General features: G+C 38.6%; 31 protein-coding genes, 1 other RNA gene and 1 riboswitch. Of the genes, 30 read left to right on the top strand and 2 right to left on the bottom strand.

Annotation, left to right across the window (positions count from 1 at the left end; genetic code table 11):
• Positions 1-7: 7 nt before the first annotated feature.
• The 9 genes from J2Z82_RS01810 to J2Z82_RS01780 all read left to right on the top strand — a co-directional run bounded on the left by J2Z82_RS01810 (position 8) and on the right by J2Z82_RS01780 (position 4631).
• A complete protein-coding gene (locus tag J2Z82_RS01810; RefSeq protein WP_209479075.1) occupies positions 8-472 on the top strand; it encodes an NUDIX hydrolase in 465 nt (154 codons plus the stop codon).
• A gap of 45 nt (positions 473-517) precedes the next feature.
• Entirely contained in the window at positions 518-643 is a 126-nt protein-coding gene (locus J2Z82_RS19515; protein ID WP_280922961.1) for a hypothetical protein, read from the top strand.
• Positions 644-1369: 726 nt separating this feature from the next.
• Positions 1370-1912: a DinB family protein gene (locus J2Z82_RS01805; RefSeq protein WP_209479074.1), complete on the top strand. Its 543-nt coding sequence runs from the start codon at positions 1370-1372 to the stop codon at positions 1910-1912.
• Positions 1913-1994: 82 nt separating this feature from the next.
• The gene (locus J2Z82_RS01800) at positions 1995-2525 is read left to right on the top strand and encodes a 2'-5' RNA ligase family protein (protein WP_209479073.1); all 531 of its coding nucleotides are present in this window, start codon (positions 1995-1997) and stop codon (positions 2523-2525) included.
• Positions 2526-2626: 101 nt separating this feature from the next.
• The gene (locus J2Z82_RS19510; protein ID WP_280922960.1) at positions 2627-2755 is read left to right on the top strand and encodes a hypothetical protein; all 129 of its coding nucleotides are present in this window, start codon (positions 2627-2629) and stop codon (positions 2753-2755) included.
• Positions 2756-2798: 43 nt separating this feature from the next.
• Complete coding sequence (locus J2Z82_RS01795) at positions 2799-3239, top strand: pyridoxamine 5'-phosphate oxidase family protein (RefSeq protein ID WP_209479072.1); 441 nt, start codon at positions 2799-2801, stop codon at positions 3237-3239.
• Between the two features lie 151 nt (positions 3240-3390).
• A complete protein-coding gene (locus tag J2Z82_RS01790; RefSeq protein WP_209479071.1) occupies positions 3391-3912 on the top strand; it encodes a GrpB family protein in 522 nt (173 codons plus the stop codon).
• Between the two features lie 33 nt (positions 3913-3945).
• Positions 3946-4311, top strand: a complete 366-nt coding sequence (locus J2Z82_RS01785; RefSeq protein WP_209479070.1) for a nuclear transport factor 2 family protein — start codon at positions 3946-3948, stop codon at positions 4309-4311.
• A gap of 98 nt (positions 4312-4409) precedes the next feature.
• Entirely contained in the window at positions 4410-4631 is a 222-nt protein-coding gene (locus tag J2Z82_RS01780) for a hypothetical protein (protein WP_209479069.1), read from the top strand.
• A gap of 50 nt (positions 4632-4681) precedes the next feature.
• Here the strand turns inward: J2Z82_RS01780 and J2Z82_RS01775 are convergent, their stop codons facing one another.
• Both J2Z82_RS01775 and J2Z82_RS01770 read right to left on the bottom strand, forming a co-directional pair.
• Positions 4682-5800 (bottom strand): 5-methyltetrahydropteroyltriglutamate--homocysteine S-methyltransferase, encoded by a 1119-nt coding sequence (locus J2Z82_RS01775; protein ID WP_209479068.1) that lies wholly within the window; start codon positions 5798-5800, stop codon positions 4682-4684.
• 45 nt (positions 5801-5845) lie between these two features.
• On the bottom strand, positions 5846-6895 hold the full coding sequence (locus J2Z82_RS01770; RefSeq protein ID WP_209479067.1) for a homocysteine S-methyltransferase family protein: 1050 nt from the start codon (positions 6893-6895) through the stop codon (positions 5846-5848).
• Between the two features lie 79 nt (positions 6896-6974).
• Positions 6975-7081: riboswitch (SAM riboswitch) on the bottom strand.
• Positions 7082-7593: 512 nt separating this feature from the next.
• Here J2Z82_RS01770 and J2Z82_RS01765 point away from each other — a divergent pair.
• From J2Z82_RS01765 to J2Z82_RS01665, 21 genes are all read left to right on the top strand, one after another.
• On the top strand, positions 7594-8205 hold the full coding sequence (locus J2Z82_RS01765; RefSeq protein WP_209479066.1) for a 3'-5' exonuclease: 612 nt from the start codon (positions 7594-7596) through the stop codon (positions 8203-8205).
• Between the two features lie 27 nt (positions 8206-8232).
• On the top strand, positions 8233-8832 hold the full coding sequence (locus J2Z82_RS01760) for a short chain dehydrogenase (RefSeq protein ID WP_209479065.1): 600 nt from the start codon (positions 8233-8235) through the stop codon (positions 8830-8832).
• An 11-nt stretch (positions 8833-8843) separates the two neighbouring features.
• Positions 8844-9062: a YdbC family protein gene (locus tag J2Z82_RS01755; RefSeq protein WP_209479064.1), complete on the top strand. Its 219-nt coding sequence runs from the start codon at positions 8844-8846 to the stop codon at positions 9060-9062.
• 229 nt (positions 9063-9291) lie between these two features.
• A complete protein-coding gene (gene sppA, locus J2Z82_RS01750; RefSeq protein ID WP_209479063.1) occupies positions 9292-10290 on the top strand; it encodes a signal peptide peptidase SppA in 999 nt (332 codons plus the stop codon).
• A gap of 12 nt (positions 10291-10302) precedes the next feature.
• Positions 10303-10761: an RDD family protein gene (locus J2Z82_RS01745; protein ID WP_209479062.1), complete on the top strand. Its 459-nt coding sequence runs from the start codon at positions 10303-10305 to the stop codon at positions 10759-10761.
• A gap of 73 nt (positions 10762-10834) precedes the next feature.
• Complete coding sequence (locus tag J2Z82_RS01740) at positions 10835-11320, top strand: hypothetical protein (protein WP_209479061.1); 486 nt, start codon at positions 10835-10837, stop codon at positions 11318-11320.
• A gap of 184 nt (positions 11321-11504) precedes the next feature.
• Positions 11505-11999: a PTS sugar transporter subunit IIA gene (locus J2Z82_RS01735; RefSeq protein ID WP_209479060.1), complete on the top strand. Its 495-nt coding sequence runs from the start codon at positions 11505-11507 to the stop codon at positions 11997-11999.
• A 40-nt stretch (positions 12000-12039) separates the two neighbouring features.
• Positions 12040-12858: a PRD domain-containing protein gene (locus tag J2Z82_RS01730; protein ID WP_209479059.1), complete on the top strand. Its 819-nt coding sequence runs from the start codon at positions 12040-12042 to the stop codon at positions 12856-12858.
• Between the two features lie 112 nt (positions 12859-12970).
• Positions 12971-14440, top strand: a complete 1470-nt coding sequence (gene nagE, locus J2Z82_RS01725; protein ID WP_209479058.1) for an N-acetylglucosamine-specific PTS transporter subunit IIBC — start codon at positions 12971-12973, stop codon at positions 14438-14440.
• A gap of 261 nt (positions 14441-14701) precedes the next feature.
• Positions 14702-14947, top strand: a complete 246-nt coding sequence (locus J2Z82_RS01720) for a hypothetical protein (protein ID WP_209479057.1) — start codon at positions 14702-14704, stop codon at positions 14945-14947.
• A 31-nt stretch (positions 14948-14978) separates the two neighbouring features.
• Positions 14979-15965 carry a LacI family DNA-binding transcriptional regulator gene (locus J2Z82_RS01715; protein ID WP_209479056.1) on the top strand — a complete coding sequence of 329 codons (987 nt, stop codon included), beginning with the start codon at positions 14979-14981 and terminating at the stop codon, positions 15963-15965.
• A gap of 4 nt (positions 15966-15969) precedes the next feature.
• A complete protein-coding gene (gene rbsK, locus J2Z82_RS01710) occupies positions 15970-16866 on the top strand; it encodes a ribokinase (RefSeq protein WP_209479055.1) in 897 nt (298 codons plus the stop codon).
• Positions 16863-17258: a D-ribose pyranase gene (rbsD, locus tag J2Z82_RS01705; protein ID WP_209479054.1), complete on the top strand. Its 396-nt coding sequence runs from the start codon at positions 16863-16865 to the stop codon at positions 17256-17258. Before rbsK ends, rbsD begins: the two co-directional genes overlap by 4 nt.
• An 18-nt stretch (positions 17259-17276) precedes the next feature.
• On the top strand, positions 17277-18779 hold the full coding sequence (locus J2Z82_RS01700; protein ID WP_209479053.1) for a sugar ABC transporter ATP-binding protein: 1503 nt from the start codon (positions 17277-17279) through the stop codon (positions 18777-18779).
• Positions 18779-19714 carry an ABC transporter permease subunit gene (locus tag J2Z82_RS01695; protein WP_209479174.1) on the top strand — a complete coding sequence of 312 codons (936 nt, stop codon included), beginning with the start codon at positions 18779-18781 and terminating at the stop codon, positions 19712-19714. The genes J2Z82_RS01700 and J2Z82_RS01695 overlap by 1 nt, the downstream gene beginning before the upstream one ends.
• Positions 19715-19739: 25 nt before the next feature.
• The gene (gene rbsB / locus J2Z82_RS01690) at positions 19740-20690 is read left to right on the top strand and encodes a ribose ABC transporter substrate-binding protein RbsB (protein ID WP_209479052.1); all 951 of its coding nucleotides are present in this window, start codon (positions 19740-19742) and stop codon (positions 20688-20690) included.
• Positions 20691-20930: 240 nt separating this feature from the next.
• On the top strand, positions 20931-22535 hold the full coding sequence (locus J2Z82_RS01685; RefSeq protein WP_245250987.1) for a fatty acyl-CoA synthetase: 1605 nt from the start codon (positions 20931-20933) through the stop codon (positions 22533-22535).
• A 224-nt stretch (positions 22536-22759) separates the two neighbouring features.
• Positions 22760-22897, top strand: a complete 138-nt coding sequence (locus J2Z82_RS01680; protein WP_209479051.1) for a small, acid-soluble spore protein L — start codon at positions 22760-22762, stop codon at positions 22895-22897.
• A gap of 25 nt (positions 22898-22922) precedes the next feature.
• Complete coding sequence (locus J2Z82_RS01675; RefSeq protein ID WP_280922959.1) at positions 22923-23159, top strand: sporulation protein; 237 nt, start codon at positions 22923-22925, stop codon at positions 23157-23159.
• 64 nt (positions 23160-23223) lie between these two features.
• Positions 23224-23404: non-coding RNA, 6S RNA (gene ssrS / locus J2Z82_RS01670), on the top strand.
• 207 nt (positions 23405-23611) lie between these two features.
• Entirely contained in the window at positions 23612-25015 is a 1404-nt protein-coding gene (locus J2Z82_RS01665; protein WP_209479050.1) for a S8 family serine peptidase, read from the top strand.
• The last annotated feature ends 6 nt before the right edge of the window (positions 25016-25021 follow it).

Raw genomic sequence — 25021 nt, 5'->3', positions numbered from 1 at the left:
TTTGTGTATGGATGCAGTATTTGAAACCGACAAAGCAGTTTTTAATTATCGTGTAGCTGGAGTTTGGATCCAAGATGGTCATCTTCTTTTACACAAAAGCGTAAATGATAATCATTGGGCTCTTCCTGGTGGGAGAGTAGAAATAACAGAAGAATCCCAAAAAGGTCTGAATAGGGAATTCCAAGAGGAACTGGGGATTGATGTTAAAGTAGACAGGCTGCTTTGGTCAGTTGAGAATTTTTTTAACTTTAATGGAAATGACTTTCATGAAATAGGATTTTACTATCAGGTGTCATTTAAAGACGATTATAAATTTAGTACGGAAGAATTCTACGGAATAGAGGGTGATCATTTAATATATAAATGGTTTCCGATAGATGACCTTGATGAACTCTCTTTACAACCTGAATTCTTAAAGGCAGAAATAAAAGATATCCCAATGAACCCGAAACATATTGTGGTTAAAGGATGAGATCTTCAGGATGGCAAATTAAAGAGAATAATGAGGGGTGGTTCCATGAGTTTTTCAGCAATATTTGCAATGATATTAGGGATAGTTATTACATGGGGGTTACCAATTGCGGTCATCATTTCAATTATTATTCTATTTAAGAAAGTGAATCGTTTAGAGAAGAACAGATAAGAAAATTGAGGAGTGATGAACATCAGAAAAATGTCGGCAGTTTTGGGAGTGGCAGCCGGTATCTCCAGTATTGTCCTATGGTTTGTCCTAAACTTTTACAATCCTTATTCGAACCCGACTGATTTAACGCCTGTAGTAAACACATTCTTCATGTTGTTCCTTCCAGCTTGTTTAGCGATAGTTGCTTCTTTTATGTCAAAACAAATTCTATCGTTAATCGCATTTTTGTGGTCGTTACCAGTAAGTTTATACTTAGTCTTTTCACCTGGAATTTTTGCCTTATTTGGGATCACGAGCATTGCTTATTTGATTAGTTATCTATTGGTGCGATTAGCCAATCCGACCAGTTTATTTAAGAAATCTTACTAAATTAGCAGGTACAAGAAGAACTTTAAGTAGCTGTTACATGATTCTCTTATTTTAGAAGTAACAATATAGCTTAAATAGAAGTCAAAATGAATTGATAGATGTTGGGAGAATGAGTATGTTAGAAACCTTATCCATTATCAGTGACAGCATTGTGGAGTTAGTGGTTTACTTCTACTTAATTTTCATAATTTAATTAGTAAACCACTTAAGGTGATAGAAAAGGTAATAAATTTATTGAACTAACAGGTACTTGGTTAATCAAGACGCCTTTATTGCAGCAATTAATTGAAATAGTAATTGATAATTTTCCAGTTAATTTGAATTAATAGGATTAGCTGGGTAAAAGGGAGATTAAAAATGAAATCAACAGAAGACAAAAGATTTATCATTGATAAAAAATCAGGCTATAACTCAATAATAGGAAGATTATTATCCATGATGGATTACACACGTATGACTACGCTAGAAGCAGTAAATAATTTAACAGCTAAAGAGCTTGATTATCGTATAGATGTGAAAGGAAATTCAATAGGTTGTCTTTTATACCATATGGCATGTGTAGAAGAAGTTTATCAAATTATTACATTTGAGGAAAGGGATCCTACTGAAAAGGAATTACAAAAGCTTGAGGTAGGCTTGAATCTTGGTGAAAAGGCCCATCAAATAATCCATAATGAAGAAATTGAATTCTACAGAGAGCAGTTAAACCGCGTCCGGGAACACACGTTAGAAAAGTTCAGGGAAAAAGAGGACAGTTGGTTAGATGAAGTATCACCCTTCGGCCCTAATAATGTAGCTAATAACTATTTCCGCTGGTTTCATGTATTTGAGGATGAACTGAATCATCGCGGGCAAATCAGGCTAATTCGTCAGCATATGAAGAGAAAGCAGGAAGGTTAAAGTTTAGGCAGAAAGGGCTAATTCTTAGAAAGATTAGTCTTTTATTAATAATTAATATTAAATAGATGGGTGGAGTTATTTATTGCAATTTTTTATTGGAATTGTACCTTCAGATGAATACAAAATGAAATTAATAGATTTTCAGCATAAATGGAAAAATAACCGGCTGCCTGATGTTGTTGAACCACATATAACTCTGAAGGCACAAGGTGGATTAACCTCAGATGAAAAGTGGCTACAGAAGGTTAAAGAAGTATGTTATAACTTTCAACCTTTTGAAATAACAATTGATAAACCAATGTTTTTTGGTAATGAAATTCTTTACTTAAGTGCTACTTCCAGTGAATTATTTAAATTACATAACAGTATTGTTCGAGTAATTTCACCTTCCAGTGATTTAATAAAAAAATACTTTGAACTTAAGGACTTTGTACCGCACATGACCTTAGGTAAAACGAATCATGGATTATCACAAAAGGAACTTAAAAATATGAAAAGGACGGCAGAAACTGAACTTAGTCCATTTCCAACCTTTGAGGTTAGATTTGTAAGGGTTTATCAAGAAATTGAACCAAATAAATATATAAAGTATTTGGATATACCTTTAAATTGATTTCTGCTAAAAGAACGAAGATGTCTGGGTCTTCAATATTATAGATAATATAAAGGACAGGTTGGCCATGGTAGTTAATTAAAATAGAGGGAGAGGTACATATGAGTTTTTTGATAGTTGCAATCTTGTTAATATATTTATTTGATTTCACGAAACTAAGAAAGCAAAATCAGACGATAATTGAACAGAATGAAGAGGTTATTTCTCTTTTAAAAGATATTAAAAAATAACAGACACCTTTGGAATGGTGAACAATAGAAGGGTGATCATATTATGAAGATTATTACTAATGGAGATAGAAGTTTTGATATAGAAAAGTTACTCGCTAAGCCTCTATTTGCTCATTTAACCACGGTCGATAAGGATGCTCCGAGAGATACACCAGTTTGGTTTCACTGGGAGAAACAGCAGCTTTGGATAATTGGTACACCTTCAGATACCTTCCCAAAGCGGATAAAGAATAATCCGAAATGTGCAATAGGTATTGTGGACTTTAACCCTAAAACGGGACTGGTTTTACATGCTGGGTTTAGAGGAACTGCAGCAGTTCTGCCGTTTGATAATACAATTGCAAATCGGCTTCTGTCACGTTATTTGGGCCCGGATGAAAACAAATGGGATCCACGTTTTAAAAACCTAGATAAAAGTAATGTCTTGATTCGTTTTACTCCTGAAACAGTAGTTGTTCGGGATCAATCATATTTAGCAATTTGAAGATTTTTATTATAGGTGTCTAATGAATTGAATTTTAGGTGGGGGTAGTTCAATGAAGTATCTAGGATAACAAAGCTGAATGTTCCAGCTCGAGTTGATATTCTCGAAATCTTCCACGGTAATCAACATTTAAACTATATGGGGTGACAGAATGACAAAGCCAACTGTTAATCTTGTGAAATATAATCCTAACTGGAAGCTACAATTTGAATACGAGAAAAAGAGAATTAATACTATGATAGGAAATAAAGTTGTTGAAATTGAACATATTGGCAGTACTTCGATAAAGGGGCTGGATTCGAAGCCAATTATAGATATTATGGCAGGTGTACAGGATTTAGAAAAAGTAGCTACATTTGTACCTCCACTAAGTAAAATTGAATACGAATATGTTCCAAAGCCAGAATTAACATATAGGAAGTTTTTTAGGAAAGGGATGCAGGGACAAGGAACCTGTCATTTACATATTTGTGAATTTAACAGCAGCGAGTGGAATGAAAAATTATTATTTCGTGATTATCTTAGATTACACCCAAACATAGCTCAGGCATATGTTTCCTTAAAAAAAGAACTTGCTGCTAACTATAAATTCGATAGACCGACATATACCATGAAAAAAGAACCTTTTATTAAAACGATTATTGAAAAAGCAAAAAAAGGAGATTCATTGTAATTTGGAAAATAATGATAAAAGGGAGTTTTTAAAATGACCACAAAAAAAGGAAAGTTTCTAGAAGAATTCAATGAAGCATTCTTAAAAGCCGATATGGATTATGTTGTTGCGAATGTTACGGATGATATTAAATGGACTGTCGTAGGTGAGTCACCAATACAGGGGAAAAGTGATTTTGCGAAGGCATTTGAGATGATGGAACCAGGTGGAACACAGGAGTTAAAAATAAGCAATATCATTACTCATGGGATTACTGCTGCTGTGGACGGCACAGTAAGAGTTGTTGATGAATCCGGCGGTGTTAAGTTATATGCCTTTTGTGATATTTATCGGTTTAATAAGTTTAAAGAACCAAAAATTAAGGAGTTAACATCGTATGTAATGGAAGTAAAGGAATAGCAAAAAAATTTTTATAAAAAAGTCTCCCTTTTTATGACTTTTTCTGTTAGTATATGCTAAGTGGAATTTGACGCAATTAAAAGTGGGGGGACAGAGTGATGAAAAATACGTTAATTACAATTATTTGGATTACTGGAATTTATTGTTTTTGTCATATTTTGTTTGATTTAAATACGAACCAATCATTAGTATTGTTTGGTAGGGATATGCAGATTACGATTAGTCTATTAACTAGGGTAGTTGAATTACTATTTTTTGTTAGTCTGTTCATCTATACATTTAAGTACACGGAGAAAAGTCCAGCAAAAAATTGTCAGTAGATTAAAAGAAGCTTGCAGGGAATACGATTTCCCTGCAAGCTTCTTTGTTATTACTTGTTAGAAGTTCCCCAAACCTCTTCAGTCAGGTCAACAATATATTTCAGTTTATTCCATTGCTGCTCTTCCGTTAATTTATTTCCATGATGTGTTGAAGCAAACCCGCATTGTGGGCTTAAAGATAGTTGCTCGAGTGGTACATATTGTGTTGCTTCTTTAATTCGTGCTTTAATTGTTTCTTTGTCTTCAAGTTCTCCGTTCTTCGATGTTACTAGACCTAATACGACTTGCGCACCGCCGTTTGGTATATGTTCAAGTGGTTTGAAGTCACCTGAGCGATCGTCATCATATTCCAGGAAGAAGCCGTCTACTTTTTCTTTTGCCAATAATGTAGGAGCTATTAGGGCATAGCTTCCTTCAAATGCCCAGGTAGATTGGTAGTTTCCACGGCACAAGTGTGTTGTTACAATTAAGTCCTCAGGCTTATTCGCTAAAGCGCCATTAACTACTCGTAACGCTAGGTCAATTAATTCTTCTCTTGAATATTTTCCCTCATTAAATGGGATATCTGGAGCGGATAGTCCAGCGATGTATACATCATCTAATTGCAGGTATCGTACACCGGCATCGTAAAATGCTTTGATTGCATCCTGGTAGGCTTTAATAATATCACTTGCATAGTCTTCGATGTTTGGATAGATTTCTGTATTGTGAATGCCAGCGTTAAAGAGCTGGTTTGGGCTAGGAATTGTTTGCTTTGCGACTGCCCGGCCATCAACAATTTCGTTTAAATCAGTGAAATCTTTTAGGAATGGATGGTTAGGGTTAAATGAAATCTTTCCAGTATTCCGTACGTCATATTTTTCTGTTTCCACCCCCTCGAATTGGTATCCTTGCTCAGGTACATATCCTTCAATTCCGTTTAGGTGCTCCAGAAAGTCCAAGTGAAACCATGTACGGCGAAACTCCCCATCTGTGACAACTTCTAAGCCAAGTTCAATTTGCTTATCGACAACACGCTTGATTTCTTTTGTCTCGACCTCACGTAATTGTTCTGCAGTTAGCTGTCCTTCTTTGTACTCTAGTCTTGCTTTGTGTAGATTATCCGGGCGCAGTAAGCTTCCTACGTGCTCTGCTCTGAATGGTGGTGCTTTTGTTAATGATACTGACATGTAAATTCCTTCTTTCTGTTTTTAGTTTTGTAGAATTGTATTTTTTTAAGCTTTTAAACGGTAGCTCTGATTATGTTCTTGAAGCGTTTTGTCTGTCCCAAACAAGAAATGCTTCTCCATGTCTGGGGAATATTTTGAGTTTACAGTTTTAACTCCTACAGCTTCAGCTACTGAACGCAGCATTGCTGGTGAGGCACCGCAACAAAGGCCGATATAATTTATCCCGATGTCGTTTGCCTCTTTTGCCCAGGCTGCCAACTCGTAACGGTTATGGTAAAGCGGATCAAGCGCAGTCGGAAAAGTTGTTTCTAAAGGCAGATGGCAGCTGCATCCTCCATCCGGTAAATTAAAGAATGTCGGATTTTCCTCTGAAGTGCGGTATGGGATAGGGAGTCCACCCACATAGCCATCTACATTGTTACGTATGTCAACAAGGTAAGGCTGCATCGTTTCAGGACCCCGGAAACAATTCATGCCCACAACCAGTGCGCCATTTTCAGAAAGTATTTTACAGGATTCTTCTACAGTGTAGCCATCCCTCAATACATTCTCTCCCATTAGTCCGAACGTGATGACTGCTGGTAAATCCTGTTTCAAAATTTCTTCCAAGGCAATTTGTGCCTCTTCATGGTAATAGAACGTTTCCCCGTTAATGAAATCGACGCCCTCTTCCTTGCACCATTTTACCATTTCGGCAAAAATACCTCTGACCTTAGTCTTGGATTCAGGGTCTTCGGGATCGAAAATATTAGTGTTTGAGATATTTCCAGCCACCAACGCTTCTTCGCTGGGATGTTCTTTGGCAACCTCTTTTGCTAAGCGGACAGCATTTCGGTTTAATGGCTCTAGTAGATCTTCTTTGCCAATAATGCGCATTTTTTCCCTGTGTGCATTATACGTAAAGGCTAATACAACGTCTGAGCCTGCGTACATATAATCCCTGTATGCCTGTTTCAGTGCTTCGGGGTTATCAAGTGCAACCTCTGGAACAAATGATCCTGCTTGCAAATACCCTCTACGTTCTAATTCAAATAAATATCCTTCTCCAACAATAACAGTTCCATCTTTTAAACGTTCTTCTAAACTGCGCTTCAATCGTTTTCCTCCTTTTAAATAAAATAAAAAAACCCACTTCTGAAAATAGAAGAGGGTTTGTTACCGTTAAGTATCACTCTCCTTATCTTCAAGCTTTAAGCATTTCAGCTTCTGGAATTAGCACAGTATTTAAAATCTGTTGCTGAGGTTTCAATGGGCCAGTCCCTCCACCTCTCTGGATAAGAAAATTATTCAATTTTGTATTATTGAATACGATACAACTCTTGCAAATGAATGTCAAGAATATTTTTAGCATTTGAAACACTTTGATTTACTAAACTTGCTTGTGCCACGGATTTGCCGGATCCTCATTCCGTTATTTCCTTGAAAACGCCTATTTTAACCGTGTTATGTAATCCTCATTCCGCTATTCACCCTTTTCAACCATAATTTTCATTGATATTGGGTAAATAACGGAACGAGGATCCGATTCAAGCTTTACAGGAGGGCTTTTTACCCATTTAACGGAACCGCGATCCACTTCATTACTTTAAGATTGACATTCCGATTCCCTTGCCACTCATTTCTGCTGCTATCTCTTTAATATTCATCATGGATTAGCTAGATCGGAATCAGCAGAATTCGACCGGGAATCGGAAAAAATAAACAACATCAAAATTTAAATCCTTTTTCAGGGTTGTTTGAACGTGGGATATGTTAAAATTACGTTAGAGTATTGTTGTAGAGGAGGCCAATCCATGAATGTCGTATCCGTTGACTTTGAGACGGCGAATGAAAAGAGAAACAGTCCATGTGCGATTGGTGTTGTTGTCGCCAATGAAAATGGAATTGTTGATGAATTTTATAGTTTAATAAATCCAATGATGCATTTCAGCTCGTTTAATACGCGTATTCATGGGATACGAGAGGAAGATGTGGCAGATGCGCCGACGTTTGCAGAATTGTGGCCGACACTCAATGATTATTTATCTCATAACATAGTTATTGCGCATAACGCCAGTTTTGATATGAGTGTCATTCGAAATACATTGGACTACTTTAACCTTACATATCCTGAAATGGATTATCTTTGTACGGTGAATATTTCTAAAAGAATTTGGCCCGAGTTAGAGAATCATAAGTTAAATACAGTAGCTGGTTATCACGGTATTACCTTTGAGCATCACCATGCACTTGAGGATGCTAGAGTTGCTGCCAAAATTTTAATGAAGGCTTTTGAGACATACGAGACAGATGAAATGGATATATTTCTAAAGAGGTGCAGTATTTCAAAAGGGAGAATTTATGAACGGGGTTATTTTCCGCCGAAAGTGAAGCGGGTGAAACGGAGCAAAAAGCTTTATTTCTAAAAAATATCAAGGGGAGTTGGATTTCATATGAGGATACTTGTTGTAGGTGCAGCTGGGACAATTGGCAAAGAGATTGTAAGAGAATTAGGAGGGAATCACTCAATAATTCGCGCGGGACGAAATGGGGCAGATGTTTCTGTCGATATTACTTCCGAGGATAGCATCAGAGAAATGTATAAAAAGATTGGAAAAGTGGATGCTGTAGTCAATGCATCTGGTGGTGCGAATTTCACAGCTGTTTCTGAATTAACACCGGAGCTAAATGAAAAAGGAATTGAAAGTAAACTTAAAGGGCAAATAAATCTTGTTCTGCTGGGTATGGAATATGTGAATGACGGTGGCAGTTTTACGTTAACTACAGGTGTAATGATGGATGATCCGATTCCATTAGGTGCCTCTGCAGCAATGGCAAATGGTGGCGTCAAGGCATTCGTTAAAGCATCATCAATTGAAATGCCTAGAGGGATCCGCATAAATAGTGTAAGTCCTAATATTGTGCAGGAGTCATGGGAAAAGCTTGGTAAATTCTTTGCAGGATTTGATCCAGTTCCTGCAGGTCGTGTGGCTCGTGCATTTGTTAAAAGTGTTGATGGTATGCAAACCGGTAATAACTATGAAGTCTATTAGGAGGAATCAATGTGGCAGATCTGAAATATGAGGTGATCGAAACAGTAGCGGTTCTATCAGAGTCGCCAAAAGGATGGACAAAAGAGCTTAACTTAGTAAGCTGGAATGGACGTGATCCCAAATATGACCTTAGAGACTGGTCACCTAACAAAGAGAAAATGGGAAAAGGGGTTACATTGACGGAAGAGGAATTATACAAATTGAAAGCTGTATTATCTGAACTTGATTGATTTTACGTAGATATCGGCCTAGTCCAAAACAGATAAGAAAGTATAAATCCTTTCTTACTGCATCAGTGCAACTAAGGCTTATCTATATAAAGGCTTGACGATAAGCCAAGTTTTCTAATTTTGGGCTCGCTATTTTGCGTAACAAACGTACAAGTTTTCTGCATAATTGTTAACAATAATGTAAAATGGCGGTAATACATAAACTAGGAACGAATTGGAGGACATGAAATTGAATACAAAACGTTGGATTGCGCTTGGTGTGGCGGTTGTTTTATTTGTCGTTTCACTAGGTTTTCAGGCTGTAACGAGTGTCGTTACGGCTGATTTTGAAAAGATGTTCAACTTCCCGGATTCTTCGCAGAAATTTCAAGAAGAGGTTGTCGAGGAAGGAACAGGCAACAAGATTGCAGTACTTGAATTGGATGGAGTAATTCAAAATACATCTACAGCTTCCTTGCTTAATACAGGTGGATATAATCATGAGCGATTCTTGGAAATGCTTGAAGCAGCTGGGGAAGACTCAACTGTTGACGGCATTATTTTACGTGTAAATACACCGGGCGGGGGTGTTGTAGAAAGTGATGAGATACATGACAAAATTATTAAGATAAAAGAAGAGCATGACAAACCTGTTTATGTATCGATGGGAAATACAGCGGCATCAGGCGGTTATTATATTTCTGCTCCTGCAGATAAAATTGTTGCGCATTCTGCAACATTAACGGGTTCGATTGGTGTTATTATGGAGAGCTTTAATTTTGCAGAATTTGCGAATGAACATGGTATTAAATTTAATACGATTAAAAGTGGCGAGTTCAAAGACATTATGTCACAGTCACGTGAAATGACCGATGAAGAACGAAAAATTTTACAGACGATGATTGATAATTTATATGGTGATTTTGTGGAAGTGATTGTGAATGGCCGTGATATGTCGGAGTCGAAAGTCCGTGAACTTGGCGATGGCCGTGTGTATACCGGTGAACAAGCTGCAAATAACGGTCTTGTTGATGAGCTTGGGTCGCTTACTGATACGATTGCCATTATGAAAGAAGATAATGGCTGGGATCATGCCAAAGTGATTGAATATAAAAAGGGTCTTGAAATTAACGAATTTTTAGGTGGTACATTACAAGGAATGTTTAAAGGACAAACAGAATTATTCGGTATCAAGGAATTGTTGCGTGAATCCAATGGGCCACGCGCTATGTACCTATATTCTAAATAAGGGGGTGCCGTCATGAGTGAAAATGAAGTAGAAAATATGGAGAGTGTTGATTACAGATATGCTGGATTCTGGATGCGATTCTGGGCATATATAGCTGATTTGCTTATTGTATTTAGCATTAACGGCATCCTGCTTACTCCATTTAAATTTATTAATGATGGGGCTGGAATTGATATTGGTTTCTGGACAATGGCTGGTATCGTTAGTGTGATTGTCTTGTATTTGTACTTTCTGCTAATGACGAAATATTTTGGTCAGACGTTAGGAAAAATGATTTTTGGCTTGCGCGTTATTCGAGAAGATGCTCAGCCACTCGAGTGGAAGGATCTTCTTTTTAGAGAAGTAGTTGGGCGATTTATTCACCGTGTGTTTTTCTTTACTGGATTGTTATATTTGTTTGTTGCGTTTGGTGGAGAGAAACAAGGAATACATGACATGATTGGCAATACGCGGGTAGTGTTTGATAAATAATAATAAGTCCGGGCGCATCGGTGCCCGGGCATTTTGGCAGATTAGCCAAGTTTACTAAAAATGGAGGGATTAAATGAATAGTGATGAAGGTATGTTTCTTTTTCTTGCCGGATTTTTATTTCTGATTCTCTTTTTACTAGTGGTTGCAATTGTATTTCATATTTTAATGGCGATTGGATTATTTAAAATGGCTAAACGGGAAGGCAAAAGTGATCTGGCGTGGATGGCATGGATACCGATTGTTAATACCTTTTTAATTACACAACTCGTTGAGGATGATGTGCATGAATCGCTGCGTGGTAAATTTACGCTGGTTTATGGCGTAACGATGGCATGTGCATTTTTCCTATCCTGGTTTATACCGTTTGTTGGTCTTGCTTCTAATATTCTTTTAATTTATGGTTTTTATTTTATCATTAAAAGATACTCTAAAAATGAGACGCTTCATCTTGTATTGGTATTTGTTACCCTTATGGCTGTGATGCCAATTCAGTTCTTTATATTTAGAAATAGAGAACGAATTGATGATGAGGACGAGATAATTTTTAAAAGTGAATGATTGATTTTTCCATTTGAATGATGATACGATAGTCTCAAGAAAAAATAATTACGAATCACATGTTACTGACTTGATTAGGCATGGTGGTATTTTGAGGGGGCACAGGTCCTTCTCTAAACCGCCATGTCTTTTTTAGTTTCAGTAACTTCTGCACATACTTATACTTAAAAGGAGGAATGTTGTTATGTTTAAAAATCTGTTTAAAAAGGAAAGTTCAAACACGAAAATATATGCACCAATTAACGGCGAAATTGTATCGTTAGAGGAAGTTCCGGATCCGGTTTTTAGCCAGAAGATGATGGGAGACGGAATTGCGATTAAGCCAAATAAAGGACAGGTTTATTCTCCGGTTGAAGGTGAAGTTGTTCAAATACCTGATACAAAGCATGCAATTGGGCTGCGCACAGGAGACGGAATCGAAATCCTCATTCACATAGGACTTGAGACAGTCTCACTGGAAGGGAAGGGCTTCACCATCAATGTCAGCACTGGCGATAAAGTGTCAGTAGGCGATTCGCTGATGGAATTTGATCTGGAATATGTTCGGAATAATGCTTCAAGTGATATATCTCCAATTGTTATTACAAATGGAAAGGACACCGGTAAAACATTCAGTATGACTGAAGAAAGAGAAAGTATAGCTGGAGAAACGGTGATAATCACAACTTCTGAGCAGTGATCATTGAATGAAAAACGTGCTATGAAGGAAGTGGCTTCAGGTGAAAATAAAAAAAATATTAAATAACAATGCGGCAATTGTTATTGATGAACAGGAAGAAAAGATTGCTATTGGAGCTGGTGTGGCTTTTGGTAAGCAAAAAAATGACATTGTAACTTCTAACAAGTTAGAGAAGTTGTTTGTCCTGAAGGAAAATGAAAAACTGCAGCAGCTCTTACTCAGGATACCAGAAGAGCATTTCACCATATCAGAAGAAATAATTAACTATACGGAAAAGCGCTTAGGAACAGAATTAAGCGAGCATATACGTGTACAGCTGGCAGATCATATTTCCTTTGCAATTGAACGGGAACAGAGTGGTATCAAGTTAAAAAACAAACTGTTGCAGGAAATTAAAATTTTATACAGGGAAGAATTTGAAATTGGTTTATGGGCCATTGAGCACATTAAGGAGAAGTTTCACATTGAGATGCCTGCCGATGAAGCAGCGTTTATAGCGCTGTATATTCATACGATGAAACTTCAAGGGGGTGATATTCACGAAACGGTTAAGCAAACGACAATAATCCAGGATATGGTGCAGACTATTAAAAGGTATTTAAATATCGAGATTCATGAAGCCGACATATCCTATGAACGGTTAGTAACGCATTTGCAGTTCGCTTTAAGCAGAGCAAAATGGTACGAGAGTCATGTGATGGATGATGAGATGTTTGAAATGATTAAGAAGAAGTATACTTATTCATTTCAATGTGCACAAAAAGTATCTCAGGAATTATATGCTTCCTATCAAATTGAGCTTCCTGAGGAAGAGTTGGGATACATCACGCTTCATATCGAAAGGTTAAGAACACATTGAAAGTGCAGAAAGAATTTATGAGCTCATTCTTTGAAAACGAATTCACATTTTGAGCAAATGTATCAGAATTCATATTTTATGAAATATTAATCTATGTTAGGAGGAATTTATAATGATGAAGTATTTGCAGAATCTTGGCCGCTCATTAATGCTTCCGGTTGCGGTATTACCGGCTGCGGCAATTCTGATTGGTATTGGAAACTGGATTCTTAACTTTGCTGCCGACAGTACAATTGCAACATTTCTGACCAATGGCGGGTTAGCCATTATTGGAAATCTTGGTATATTATTTGCTGTTGGTGTTGCAATTGGAATGTCGAAAGAGCAAGATGGCGCTGCTGGATTAAGCGGACTTGTAGCCTTTTTGGTTGTAACAAATCTATTAAATGTAGGTGGAGTTGCTGGTTTGCAAGGGATTGAGGAAAGTTCTGTCAATCCAGCTTTTGAAAGTATTGAAAACGTGTTTATTGGTATTTTATCCGGAATTGTAGCCTCGATGATGTATAACCGGTTTAGTGAAGTCAGGCTGCCGGATGCTCTAGCTTTCTTCAGTGGTAAGCGGCTTGTACCAATTATGAGTGCTGCAGCTATGATGGTTGTATCAGCTGCTCTCTTCTTCGTTTGGCCGGTTGTCTATTCAGGACTGGTTTCATTTGGTACAGGTATAAGTGATTTAGGAGCATTTGGAGCTGGTTTGTATGGGTTCTTTAACAGATTGCTCATTCCAACAGGGTTGCATCATGCGTTGAATTCTGTTTTCTGGTTTAATGTTGCAGGGATAGATGATATTGCTAATTTCTGGGCGAGTGAAGGAGAAAAGGGAATTACTGGACGGTACTTAGCTGGGTACTTCCCGATTATGATGTTTGGTTTGCCTGCAGCAGCATTGGCAATGTATCATACAGCAAAAACGAAACGTAAAAAACAAACTGCATCATTGATGATGGCTGCCGGATTCGCATCATTCTTCACCGGTGTAACCGAACCACTCGAATTCTCATTCATGTTCTTGGCGCCATTACTATATGTTGTTCACGCGGCACTTACAGGACTTTCGATGGCTATTGCTGCAATGTTTGAATGGACCGCTGGATTTAGTTTCAGTGCTGGTTTAGTTGACTATACGCTAAGCTTGGGTGTACCAATTGCCAATCAGCCACTCATGCTTGTTGTACAAGGCCTTGTTTTTGGCGTAATATATTACTTCTTGTTCCGTTTCCTAATTGTCAAATTTGACTTGAAGACACCAGGTCGTGAAGACGATGCTGACGTGCAAGGAGAAGAAGTAGGCGAAGCGGAAAGCTTGGATGCCACCGATGGGGCTGAGAAAGATGAAACAGCTGAAATGGCTGAGAAAATTTATGAAGGTTTAGGCGGAGATGAGAACGTGACAACAGTTGATAACTGCGTATCTCGCTTAAGACTTGAAGTAAATGATATGGATAAGGTAGATCAGGAGAAGATTAAAGCAACAGGTGTGCCAGGCATAAATGTTGTTGGCAAGCATAATATACAGGTTGTTGTCGGGACACAAGTACAATTTGTTGCAGATGAAATAAGAAAGATTCGAAATAAGAAATAACATTATGGAAGCGGGCAGTGCTAAGTGCACTGCTCGTTTGTTTTAGCAGTCAAGGTGTTACTGCAAAAGTGTAACTAAGGCTATTATGGCTTGTGATTTATAAGGAATTAACAAGTTTTGTGGCTGTTGATGGGTTACGGTAAATTTTTATAATTCAACTATTGACACATTAATGAAAACGCTTTACCATAATGTGTAACGGGTTACATGAAGGACGTTGTTTTTTATTTTAGTATTTATGTAACGGGTTACATGTGAGGCGTGTCAACAGAAGCGGCGCTGGAATCAACAGAAGAGGCGCTGGAATCAACAGAAGAGGTGCCGGAATCAACAGAAGAAGCGCTGGAATCAACAGAAGAGGCACGAACATCGACAGAAGAGTCGGGACATCGACAGAAGAGGCGCGAACATCAACAGAAGAGCCGGAACATCGACAGAAGAGGCGCGAACATCAACAGAAGAGTCGGGACATCGACAGAAGAGGCCGGAATATCAACAGAAGTTTAAAAATACTAATTTATGAGAGTGGTTATTGTATATGACAACTATTAAGGATGTCGCTAAGCTTGCGAATGTGTCAACCGCTACAGTTTCACGTGTTCTGAATAGTAATGGATATGTGAATTCTGCGACAAAAGAGCGGGTTAAGCAGGCGATTGAGCAATTGAATTATTTGCCGAATGACGTGGCGCGAAGTCTTTTTAAGGGACGTTCGAAAATGATTGCGTTATTTGTGCCGGATATTATGAACCCTTATTTCCCAGAACTTGCGCGAGCTGTGGAAGATGTAACGAATCATCATGAATATACATTTGTGCTTTGTAATACTGATGATGACATTGAAAAAGAATTAACCTATTTGAGTGCTTTACAGCAAAAGTCGGTGGATGGTTTCATTATTGTTTCGAGTACAATTTCGGAAGAGCATATAAGTAAAATAAATGCCCCAATTGTAGCGTTAGACCGAATTTTGAGTTCTAATCTTTCATCGGTGACGGTGAATAATCGTGAAGGTGCAAGACAAGCTGTACAGTATTTAAAATCAATTGAGTGTAAGCGCATCGCTCATATTTGCGGACCTGAGCATGCAGGTAACACGAAAACACGACTGCAAGGTTATCTCGATGAGGTACAAGATGAAAATTGGTTCATATCCAGCTATATTTCACCTGGTGAATTTAATTTCGAAATTGCCAAGCAATCCGCGATGAAATTATTGAATGACCATCCTGAAATTGATGGAATTTTTGCTGGAAATGATCTGATGGGTGCTGGGGCATTGAGTGCAGCAGCTAATCTTGGAATTAATGTTCCAGCTGATTTGTCGATTATTGGGTTTGATGGAATTGCTCTTGGAGAGACAACGACGCCTTCACTTACGACGATGGCTCAGCCTATTTACGATATAGGATCTAAAGCGGCAGAAATGCTCGTTCAGCAAATCTCCGACAATCAAACAAGTATCAAGTCAGAAGAATTTAAAGTTGTTTTAACAGAACGACAATCAACAAGAGCAAGGAGGTAAGTAGATGGCTATAAAACCAAGTGTATGTGTTGTTGGAAGTATCAATATGGATCTAACCGTAACGACTAGGGCTATGCCAAAGCAAGGTGAGACCGTTCTTGGCGATAATTTTTTCACCTATCCTGGTGGAAAAGGGGCAAATCAAGCAGTTGCTGCAGCAAGGATTGGCTCGAATGTAAATTTCATAGGCGCTGTTGGGGATGATCCTTTCGGTAAAACTCTTTTAGATCACCTTGAAAGTGAGGGCATTAAGGTTGATGGTGTCGCAACCGTTTCAAATGCAGCAACTGGTATTGCAAATATTATCTTATCTGATAATGATAACCGGATTATTGTAGCTTCCGGAGCAAACTCGCTTGTTACACCAGAGTTAGTAGAACATAATCTTGATCAAATAAAGCATAGTGATGTGGTGTTGCTGCAATTGGAAGTCCCTATGGAAACCGTTCTCTATACGCTGGAAGCTGCAAGTGTGTATAACATTCCAGTAATTGTGAACCCTGCACCATACCAACCATTACCAGATGCACTGCTTGAGAAGGCATCCTATTTAACACCTAATGAATTAGAGGTTGAATCGATGAAAAACGATCCGTTATTTGAAGGTATTCATGAAAAAGTGATTGTTACCCAGGGTGATCAAGGCGTTCAATTTTTCGAAGATGGTGTAAAAAAGCATGTACCGAGTTACTCCGTTGATGTAGAGGATACAACAGGTGCGGGCGATACATTTAATGGTGTGTTTGCAACAGAACTTGCACGAGGCTCAGCTGTTGGTGAAGCAATTCGGTTGGCCAATGCCGCTTCAGCACTATCTGTGACAAAAGTTGGAGCACAAGGTGGTATGCCGACAAAAGAAAAGGTAGAGAAGTTTTTGCTAGAAAGGAAGAATTTTGAATGAAAAAGTCAGGCATTTTAAATCGAGATATCGCAACAGTACTTGCAAAATTAGGACACACCAATACAATCGTTATCGGTGATTGTGGGCTCCCAATTCCGAATGAAGTTCCGTGTATCGATTTATCGCTAGAGATTGGCACACCAAAATTTACATCAGTTCTTAAGGCCGTGTCAAAAGATATGGAGATCGAGGAAATGACGTTCGCAAATGAAATAAAAGACAATAATAAAGCTTTATATAATGAAATTTCGGAGGATTATAAAGACATCCCTAAAAACTATATAACACATGAGAATTTAAAAAAGGAAACTGGCAATTCACGGGTGATTATTCGTACAGGCGAAGCGACCCCTTTTGCAAACGTAATATTGAAGTCAGGCGTCATTTTTTAATCAAAGGAGGTGAAAATCATGGTGAAAACACCTTTTGTGGAAATGAATGGAATCGATAAATCCTTTTCTGGTAACCAAGTGTTGAATGGAGTCAACTTTAACGTCCAAAAGGGTGAGGTTCACGCATTAATGGGTGAGAATGGTGCTGGAAAATCTACGTTGATTAAAGTGCTAACGGGAATTCATAAACGAGATAATGGTGTAATTAAAGTGAATGGTAAAGAAGTAGATTTCTCAAACCCGAAACAGGCAGAGAAGGAAGGAATCCTTGTTATTCACCAGGAGCTTAACATTATTCCGCACCTGACTGTTACAGAAAACATGTTTCTTGGGAAAGACATCACTTATCCGAAAACCGGTATTTTAAATACAAAAGAAATGAAAAAACAAACCGAAGCAAGTTTACAAGCATTGGGTGTAACAAATATTCATCCGGACGATACAGCAGGTGATTTGTCAGTTGGTAAACAGCAGATGGTGGAAATCGCACGAGCGTTATCAACTAACGCCGAGTTAATTGTGATGGATGAGCCAACCGCTGCGTTGACAGAACGTGAGATTGATAATCTGTTTAGAGTTGTCGAATCGCTGCGAAATCGTGGTGTTGCAATTATTTATATTTCACACCGGATGGAGGAAATTTTTAAGATTTGTGACCGAGTTACTGTATTACGTGATGGTGCTTATATCGGAACGGAGAATATTTCGGATACCAGTTTTGAAGCAATTGTAAAAATGATGGTAGGACGCGAGCTTGGCGAGCGTTTTCCGGAACGGTCGAACGCAGTTGGTGATGTGATTTTTGAAGTAAAGAACCTTGAACGAAAAGGATTATTTAACGATATTAGCTTTCATGTGAATAAGGGTGAAATTCTCGGTGTATCAGGGCTAATGGGAGCAGGCAGGACCGAGATTATGGAAGCCATATTTGGCTATGAAAAGAAAAATAACGGGAGTGTCTTTCTGGATGGAAAGAAGTTGTCTATTAAACACCCGCGTGACGCTGTGAAAGCTGGGATTGGTTTTATATCAGAGGATCGTAAAGCAAAAGGGCTGGTGATTAATTCATCAATTCGCGAAAATATCTCCCTTCCCAATATGAAAACAGTATCAAAAAATGGAATTGTTTCAGCTAAAAAAGAACACGATCTTGTAACAGATTTAATTAAGCGGTTGCATGTAAAAACGACTGGTGGAGAACAGGAAGTTAAGTCATTAAGTGGTGGTAATCAGCAAAAAATTGTTATCGCGAAATGGCTAGGAATTAATCCGAAGCTGCTTATCTTGGATGAGCCAACACGCGGTGTTGATGTTGGAGCGAAAAAAGAAATCTATAACATTATGAATGAACTTACCAAAAATGGTGTTGCAATTATCATGATTTCGTCTGAACTGCCGGAGATTCTAGGTGTAAGCGACCGGATCATGGTTATTCACGAAGGTAAGATTACACAAACCATGGACAGGCATGAAGCTGATCAGGAAAAAATAATGACGGCAGCTACAGGAGGGGAGTCATGATGAAAAAATTATTGGTTACTAATTTTGCGAAGATTGGTCCATTGATAGGACTGATTCTAATAATGATAATACTAGGGTTTATGAGTGAGAATTTCTTCACATTAGATAACATTCTTAATCTGCTTCGCCAAATTTCCGTGAATGCGCTAATCGCGTTTGGGATGACATTTGTTATTTTGACTGCTGGTATTGACTTATCAGTAGGGTCGATGCTTGCCTTAGGCAGTGCGTTGACAGCTGGGATGTTAACGACCGGAATGGATCCACTGTTTGCTGTATTGGTTGGTTTATTGATCGGGCTGGCATTGGGTGCAATGAATGGGCTTATTATTACAAAAGGTAAAGTGGCCCCATTTATTGCAACACTTGCAACCATGACCATTTTCCGTGGTGCCACGCTCGTTTATACGGATGGTAAACCAGTTACAGGGCTTTCTGATAGTTTCACATTTGAAATGATTGGTCGAGGTTATGTATTTGGTATTCCATTTCCAGTTATTTTGATGCTTGGCGTATTCCTTATCCTATACTTTGTGCTTCGTAAAACAGTTTTTGGCCGACAAGTCTATGCTGTGGGCGGAAACGAAGAAGCATCTACATTATCAGGAATTAAAGCGGATCGTGTGAAGATCTGGGTTTACGCGTTAACAGGGATGTTATCTGTATTGGCTGGAATTATTTTGACAAGCCGATTAAATTCAGCGCAGCCAACAGCAGGGTCCATGTTTGAACTGGATGCAATCGCTGCAGTTGTTATCGGTGGTACAAGCCTTATGGGTGGACGCGGCCGTATTTTTGGAACATTGGTTGGTGCATTAATTATTGGTGTTATCGACAATGGCTTGAACTTATTGAATGTTTCATCATTCTATCAGCAAATTGTAAAGGGTGGTGTTATATTGCTAGCCGTATTACTTGATAGAAGATCTAAATAATTAATAAATTTTGGGAGGAATTAAAATGAGTAAATGGATTAAGAGATTAGGGCTATTAACATTATTGCTGGTTGTAATCAGTGCATGTTCTACTGAAAAGCCAGGATCATCAGATGAAAACGAAGGTAATTCTTCAGAAGGCAGTTCCGATGATTCCATTAAAATCGGACTATCTGTCTCAACATTGAACAACCCATTCTTCGTATCTTTACGTGATGGTGCTGAAGCTGCTGCAGAAGAAGCTGGGTATGAAATCGTAACAGCGGATGCGCAGAATGATGCATCAACACAGTTAAGTGATATTGAAGATTTATTGCAGCAGGATATTGATGTTCTTTTAGTAAACCCAACCGATTCAGAGGCAGTAGTTTCAGCTATTGAATCAGCAAATGATTCAGGTGTTCCAGTTATAACTGTTGACCGTAGTGCTGACGGCGGTGAAGTTGTAACACATATCGCTTCTGATAACGTAGCAGGTGGTGAAATGGCTGGTGAGTTTATTGCTGAGCAGTTAGGTGAAAGCGGCAAACTAGTAGAGCTTGAAGGTATCCCAGGTGCATCAGCTACACGCGAGCGTGGTGAAGGATTTCATAATATTGTTGATGGTATTGACAGCTTGGAAGTCGTTGCGAATCAGTCTGCTAACTTTGACCGTTCAGAAGGCTTAACAGTAATGGAAAACATTATTCAGAGTACGGACCAAATTGATGCTGTGTTCGCTCACAATGATGAAATGGCATTAGGTGCAGTACAAGCACTTGAATCAAACGGCATGCTGGAAGACGTTGTCGTTGTTGGCTTTGACGCAACCGATGATGCCCGTGCAGCAGTAGAAGAAGGCCGTATGGATGCAACAGTCGCTCAACAACCAGAATTAATTGGAGAAAAAGCTATTGATGCTGCAGGGAAAGTAGCTGCAGATGAGTCTGTTGAAGAATTTATTCCAGTAGAATTACAGCTAGTAACATCAGAATAAAGTATTGGAGAGATCAGGTCATCGCAGGATGGCCTGATTTTTTGGTGATAAGCCAAGCAATTTTAAGTTTAGTGAGGAACTTATGATTCGACGACATTATCTTAAATAATTAGGTTATCGAGCATTTTTGGCAAAAGAAGTCATTACGACTTGCTTGTCATTATCAGTTTTCTGAATTAAAATAAAACAAAGAATATTCAGCACATAAGTCATCGAAAAAATCATTTGAGGAGTGGAAATATGAACACAGAAACAAATGTACATGATGATCTTGATAAGATGTTGCAGCGCGCTCGACGAAATACACTGGGCGATTTGTTGGCGCGGACTCGTGATCGAATGCCTGAGAAGTTAGCACTTACGTATGAAGGACAACGGTTGAATTATGCAGAACTGGATAACTTGGTAAACCAAACAGCACATGCCTTTTTGGCCGATGGAATGAAAAAAGGTGATATGGTGACGGTAATGTCCAAAAATAGTTTGGATTTCGTCATAGCAAACTTTTCTTTAGCAAGAATTGGGGCAGTTATGATTCCGATTAACTACATGCTTTCCATTGAGGACGTAGCGTATATTTTGGAACATGCGGATGTTAGTGCATTTATTGCCTCAGAGGAATATGCACCAGTTTTGGATAAATCGGCTGGAAGACTGGAAATCAGACAGCGCTATTTGATGGATACCCTTGGAACATATGAAGGAGAACTCTCTTCGTGGGTATCGTTGTCTGATGCACGTGATGGTCGTTCAAATGACTTTGTGGATGCTGATATTGCTGATGATGATCTTGCACATGTGTTGTATACAAGTGGGACAGAATCACGGCCAAAAGGAGTTATGCTTTCCCATAAGAGCTTGATTAGTGAGTATGTAAGCTCCATTGTAGATGGAAAAATGGCAGCTGAAGATGTGGCGATTCACGCGTTACCGCTATATCATAGTGCACAGTTACATGTATTTTTAGGGCCAAGTATTTACGTTGGATCAAGTGGAATTATCCTTGGCGCAGCCAGTCCTGAGGTGATTTTACAAACAATAGAAGAGGAGGGTGCAACACAGCTATTTGCTCCACCAACTGTTTGGATAGCATTACTGCGGCATCCGGATTTTGATAAACGTAATTTATCGACGCTGGAAAAATGCTATTATGGAGCTGCAATTATGCCACGGGAAATTTTAAAAGAGCTTGCCGAGCGTTTACCGAATGCGAAGTTCTGGAACTTTTACGGACAAACAGAAGTAGCGCCGCTTGCAACAGCATTGCAGCCAGAAGATCAATTACGGAAATTGGGGTCAGCTGGTGTGGCAACCTTAAATGTACAGACGAAAATCGTTGATGATAACGATAAAGAAGTTGCTCGCGGTGAAACGGGTGAGATTGTTCACCGGACACCACATACGATGAAAGGTTACTTACATGATCCGGATAAAACAGCTGAAGCATTTCGCGGGGGCTGGTTTCACAGTGGGGATTTGGGTGTAATGGACGAAGAAGGCTACATTACAATTGTTGACCGCAAAAAAGATATGATTAATACAGGCGGTGTCAATGTCTCGAGCCGGGAAGTAGAGGAAACTATTTATCAAATGGACGGCGTTTCCGAAGTTGCTGTTGTAAGTATTCCTGACCCATATTGGATCGAAGCAGTAACTGCAGTCATTGTTCCGAAAGAAGGCGCTAGTCTTACGGAAGATGGAGTTGCTGAATTCTGCAGAGAGAGACTTTCAAAATTCAAAGTTCCAAAGCATGTAGATTTTGCTGACGAATTGCCAAAGAACCCAAGTGGAAAAGTACTGAAGCGGTCGTTACGTGATAAGTATGAAGAACTTGGGGAAAAATAGAGCCAGAGCCACAGTTGTAAAAGCAGCTCAAAACTGGCGAATAGATAAAGTTCGACACGGTATCGATAAAGTTATGGCCAAAATAGATAAAGTTCGACATTATACCGATAAACATCGGCAAAAAAACGATAAAGTTGTTAAAAGGTGTCCTGGCCACAGGGCACCTTTTTTAGGCATAAAATGGCTCATAGTTTGAAATAATACCAAGTGGAGGTGTACATGTTATGAGTGAAAAAGAGGATAACAGAAGCAAGCGCAGAGTGAATTCAAGTGTCAATCAACAGGGATTAAGCGAGGATGCTGCTGATCAGCGGCCAAAATCACAGCTCGAACAACGGACCAAGAAGAAGAACACGAAATAAAAGGGTGAGGATCATCGATAATACATTGAATTATTTGCGTGAATCATTAGCGAATTATAGTGAAAATGATATGTGCCAAAAGATTGGCAAGAAGCTTGAAACAGAAGGATACAAAAATGAAGTCGAGTTTGTCAGAAATTTAGATGAAGAAGAAATGGCTTATCTGGACTCTGTGTTGGAAAAAGAATTGGCCTATGCCAGGAATGTCGAAAATGATATTCGTGTTAAGGAATTAACGGAAGTATATGAGTTATTATTTTGAAACCGTTTTCAAAATAGGTTAAAATTCCCATTGAATTTGGGTGGGTTTACGTGTAATATGTATTTATAAGCTGCAATGTACGTATTAATTTTAGTTTAACCTCTAACATATGAATAGGGAGTTTTACATCGAAACTATAATGTCGTGCCTCGATAGTGTGGAAGACAGGAAGGTTTCTGCAAACACCCACTTTGCGAAGTGGTGGTTTAAACTTTTTATGAAAATACGGCAATTGTGGCTGATAAATTTTTAAATGACAGGCCAGTTTCCTAATGGGAAGCTGGTCATTTTGTATGGAAAAAATTAATTATATGATTTAAGATGTACGACTTTTGTATGATTAAGTTGGGTCTTTCCCAACAATAATCTATCATTTGTACGGTAGTAAACGAGATTTCTCTCATTCATAATGAATTTGAAAGAAAATTCTATCAAATGGGAGGATGAAGTTTATGAAAAAGGTTATTTATTTAACACTACTATCATTTTTTCTATTTTCGTTACTAATTTTTGGACAACCTAAAGCAAACGCTACAACGAATTCGGTTGCAATTGATTCTCTTCTGGAAGAGAAGATTGCAGAAGGTATAGGAAGTTTTCAAGTGATTGTTACCTTCGATGGTAATGAAGAACCAACCTTAGCCAATTTGAATCTACTAGAAAGAATAGGAATTACTGATGGGATTTCGCTTAAGTCCTTGCCAATGGTAGCCACGATTGCTACTGCAGACCAAATAGAAGATTTAAAAAATAAAGATGGTGTTCGTTCTGTTTATTTAAATCAAAAGCTAGAATATTCCAATGCTGACGCTACAGAATTAACTGGTGTTGATCAAGTTCGTTCTGATGAACAAATGACAGAACAAAATGATGGAATACCTGTTACTGGTGAAGGAGTAGGTGTTGTCGTGAATGATAGCGGGGTTGATGGAACACACCAGGATTTACTGTTTGGTGAGAATTTAGTGCAAAACGTCTTGGCAAGTTTAAATTTAAGCAATTTGGCACCAGGGTTATTGCCTGCTACTTATCTGGAAAATGTACCAAATACCGATAGTAACTCAGGCCATGGCACTCACGTAGCTGGAACTGTCGGCGGTACTGGGGAAATGTCTGATGGGAAGTATGAAGGTGTTGCGCCAGGTGCAGATTTGATTGGTTATGGATCAGGTGCAGCATTATCTATCTTAGACGCTCTTGGTGGATTCGATTATGCAATGGAACACCAGGAAGAATATGGAGTTCGTGTAATCACAAATTCCTGGGGAACAAGTGGAGATTTCGATCCTAATGATCCAATAAACATCGCTAGTAAGGAAGCTTATGATAATGGCATAACGGTATTATTTGCCGCGGGAAATGAAGGACCAGCTGAAGATACACATAATCCATATGCGAAGGCACCATGGGTCGTTTCTGTTGCAGCAGGTACAAAAGGTGGTGAATTGGCAGACTTTTCATCGCGTGGAACAACTGATGGTGGTGGTACTTTTGAGATTAATGGGGAAACATGGACATGGAAAGATCAACCATCTATTACCGCACCAGGAGTAGATATTATATCTTCAAGAGTTATTGCACCGATATCATCATTAGCATTGGATAAAGATCTTCAATACATTGAGACGGAATATCTCCCATATTATACAACAATGAGCGGAACATCGATGGCTACACCACACGTTGCAGGGGTCGTTGCTTTAATTCTTGATGCTAATCCAGAATTAACACCTGAAGAGGTAAAAAATATCATTCAACAAACAGCAACCCCAATGTCAGACTATGAAGCTTGGGAAGTTGGGGCAGGTTATGTGAATGCCTATGATGCAGTTGATTTGGCGTTTAATGAAAACTAATTAATT

The sequence above is a fragment of the Virgibacillus litoralis genome (assembly GCF_017873675.1).
GTDB lineage: Bacteria > Bacillota > Bacilli > Bacillales > Amphibacillaceae > Lentibacillus > Lentibacillus litoralis.
Note: the sequence above shows the minus strand (reverse complement) of the source record. Positions and strands in the feature narration are given on the sequence as shown.